Source organism: Streptomyces sp. XM83C (genome assembly GCF_023072675.1).
Lineage (GTDB): Bacteria > Actinomycetota > Actinomycetes > Streptomycetales > Streptomycetaceae > Streptomyces > Streptomyces thermocoprophilus.
In genome coordinates, this window is record NZ_JALLGL010000487.1 from 1 (window position 1) to 2,844 (window position 2,844).

General features: G+C 70.2%; 2 protein-coding genes and 1 pseudogene. All 3 read left to right on the plus strand.

The features are described from left to right. Positions 1 to 140 precede the first annotated feature (140 nt). The 3 genes and pseudogenes from MTQ10_RS29570 (at position 141) to MTQ10_RS29580 (ending at position 2,708) form a co-directional block, all read left to right on the plus strand. A complete protein-coding gene (locus MTQ10_RS29570) occupies positions 141 to 1,013 on the plus strand; it encodes an LLM class flavin-dependent oxidoreductase (protein ID WP_247473491.1) in 873 nt (290 codons plus the stop codon). Beyond that, positions 1,012 to 1,258 (plus strand): annotated as a pseudogene (locus MTQ10_RS29575) (SAM-dependent methyltransferase); the annotation flags it as partial. The gene MTQ10_RS29570 and the pseudogene MTQ10_RS29575, both read left to right, overlap by 2 nt. Positions 1,259 to 1,934: 676 nt before the next feature. Further along, positions 1,935 to 2,708, plus strand: a complete 774-nt coding sequence (locus MTQ10_RS29580; protein WP_247473492.1) for an isoprenyl transferase — start codon at positions 1,935 to 1,937, stop codon at positions 2,706 to 2,708. Positions 2,709 to 2,844: the final 136 nt, after the last annotated feature.

Sequence of the window (2,844 nt, forward strand, 5' to 3'; positions counted from 1 at the left end):
GCGTATGACCTCCGTCGGAGGGACCACCCGCCGGAACAGCACCCACAACTCGTCCGGCACCAACCGCTCCACCAGATCCGTCATGCACGGCTCAACGAGCGATCACGCCATCAGAAACGACGTCTTATAGGCCTGATCCCATGACGACTCTCGGTGTGATCGTGCGTCCGCAGTTGCCGCCCGAGCGGGTACGGGGGTTGGTGCAGTTGGCGGAGGGGGTGGGGCTCGATGAGGTGTGGTTGTGGGAGGACTGCTTTCTTGAGGGTGGGATCTCCAGTGCCGCCGCCGCGCTCGCCTGGACGGAGCGGATTCGGGTCGGGGTCGGGTTGTTGCCCGTGCCGTTGAGGAACGTGGCGATCGCCGCCATGGAGATCGCGTCCGTGGAGCGGATGTTCCCGGGGCGGGCCCGGTTCGGGGTCGGGCACGGGGTGCAGGAGTGGATGGGGCAGGTCGGGGCTCGGGTGGAGTCGCCGGTGACTCTGCTCCGGGAGTACGTGGACGCGCTTCGGGCGCTGTTGCGCGGGGAGCGGGTTTCCGTACAGGGGCGGTATGTGCGGCTCGATGATGTGCAGCTCGGGTGGCCGCCTCAGCGGGGCGTCGAGATTCTTGTGGGGGCCGTCGGGCCTCGGACCGTGCGGCTCTCGGGGGAGGTTGCCGACGGGACCATCCTCAGTGAGGTCACCCCTGCGGACGGCGTGCGGGATGCCGTGCGGCTCGTTCAGGAAGGGCGGGAGGCGGCCGGGCGGTCCGGGGAGCATGCCGTCGTGTCCTATCTGCTTGCCGCCACCGGGGAGAACGGGTACGCGCGGCTGCGGGGCGAGATCGAGGGGAAGGGGCTCGGGCATGTGGCCGGCCTCGGGGTCGCCGGCGATGCCGAGGCCGTTGCCGAAGGCGTGCGGCGGCTGGCCGACGCCGGTGCCGACACCGTCGTACTCGAACCGACCGGGGACGAGCCCGACCCCGAGGGGTTCGTGCGGTTCGTCGCCCAGGAGGTTCGGCCCCTCGTCGGATGAGCGGGTGGGCTGTCGGGCCGCCCGGCTGGAGGCCGTCTCCCTCAAGGCCGAGCGGCTGCGCGTCGAGTTCTGTGGCATCGCCGCTGTGGTCCACTTCCTGCGGAAGGTCGTCCGGGACGGTGCCGGGGTTCAGCGTCGAGGCGTACGAGGCCCGGCTGCGAGCCCTGCATGAGCGGATCTGCGCGGAAGGGGCCTTTGTGGCGCACAGCACTCGGCACCTGTTCGATTCCGCAAGCCCCGAGTAACCGCCAGTAAGCCCAGGTAGGCACGGAGTGAGCCGGTGTGTGCGCCGGAGTGCGCCCCCGTGCGGTTTCCGCATCGTTATCTGCGCCGCTGGCGTTCGCCGCAGCTCATCGCATAGGTTCAGACCAAGGTAATTCGCGTGAGCAAAGCTGCGCGGGTGGTATCGCGCAGTGGAGGGGGCTGCGCGATGCCGTCGCCGTCAAGCGGATGAGCGTAGGGCGGGTAGTCCATCGGGGGGACCCCGGTCAGGCGTACGGATCGCGTGCCGTCCGGCGCGAAGGGCCGGTGCGGAATCCGTCGTACGCCATGAAATGCCTGCGTCCGGGCCCTTCCGGCGCCGTCCGGAATGCGTGGCCGCCTCATCGGGGCGTCGCTGATCGGTTTCGGAGAGTAGTTGTGGCACGCCGATGCACGCATCTGCCCTTACGAAGGGTTATGGTGGAAACCCCCCCTCGGGCCGGTCCGTCTCCCCCCCACGGACCGGCCCGTTTTCTGTTTTCTCGCCTTTCCCGCGCGGCACTTGGGTCGCGCCGGCACCTCCCGATCCCCCTCTTTCGGAACCTCCCGATCCCCCGTGCCCGCCGCCCTCTCCGCGCCCACCCCTGGGCGGCGCCGTTCGGCATCAGCGGTAGGCTTCGCCGACGGGGACCGTTCCGCACCGGAGGGGCTGACAATCACGTGAACCTGCGCGACAAGCTGCGCGGCCTGCTGGTCAGGCTCTACGCACGCCGGGTGGAAGGCCACCTGGACCACGCTCAGGTGCCCAAGCACATCGGCGTGATCATGGACGGCAACCGGCGCTGGGCCAAGGCCGCCGGATCGACCACCGCCCAGGGGCACCGTGCCGGGGCGGACAAGATCGGGGAGTTCCTCGGCTGGTGCACCGAGACGGACGTCGAGGTCGTCACCCTGTGGCTGCTGTCGACGGACAACTTCGACCGGCCGCAGGAGGAACTCGTCCCGCTCCTCGGCATCATCGAGGACGTCGTACGCACCCTCGCCGCCGACGGGCGCTGGCGCGTCCACCACGTCGGCACGATGGACCTGCTGCCCGCCGGTATGCAGCGCACGCTGAAGGAGGCCGAGGAGGCCACCGCCGGTGTCGACGGGATACTGGTCAACGTCGCCATCGGCTACGGAGGCCGGCAGGAGATCGCCGACGCGGTGCGCTCCATGCTGCTCGACGCCCACGACAAGGGCACCTCGCTGGAGGAGCTGGCCGAGGCCGTCGACGTCGACATGATCGGCCGGCACCTGTACACCGGCGACCAGCCCGACCCCGACCTCGTCATCCGCACCAGCGGCGAGCAGCGGCTGTCCGGTTTCATGCTGTGGCAGACGGCGCATTCGGAGTACTACTTCTGCGAGGTCTTCTGGCCGGCCTTCCGCAAGGTCGATTTCCTGCGGGCGCTGCGTGACTACGCCGCCCGCCACCGCCGTTACGGCGGCTGACACCCCGCCAGGCAGCCGGTCGGCGAGACAGCCGGCCGGCGCGCCCGGTGTGCCCAGGGGGCCTGTGCCGTGCCGAGCCAACGCCGGACACACCCCGTCAGGCCCCCACAGCCCTGCGCGCAGCCCCGGCAACCCC